1 pseudogene is annotated in these 257 nt (G+C 75.5%); it reads right to left on the reverse strand.

Going from position 1 to position 257, the window contains the following annotated elements:
• Positions 1-257: pseudogene (locus tag KVT44_RS56345) on the reverse strand (ABC transporter permease); the annotation flags it as partial.

Here is a 257-nt window from a genome sequence, read left to right on the forward strand (position 1 = left end):
AGGGCGACGGCGGTGATCAGCAGCATCGGCCGGCTCACGTAGGTCTTCCGGTGCAGCAGTTCGCCCGGGCCCCCGACCAGGGCCAGGACCAGGGCCACGGCGGCGGTCGCCAGCAGGACCAGGCCGGACAACCGTCGGCCCCGGGTCATCGCCCTGGTGTCAACCGAGGCCACGCCCAGCGCCTGGGCGGGGGCCGTGCGGCCCGCCCGCCAGGAGGCGGCCACCACACCGCACAGCGCGACGAACAGGACCGTCCA

Source organism: Streptomyces sp. GbtcB7 (assembly GCF_019091445.1).
Lineage (GTDB): Bacteria > Actinomycetota > Actinomycetes > Streptomycetales > Streptomycetaceae > Streptomyces > Streptomyces mirabilis.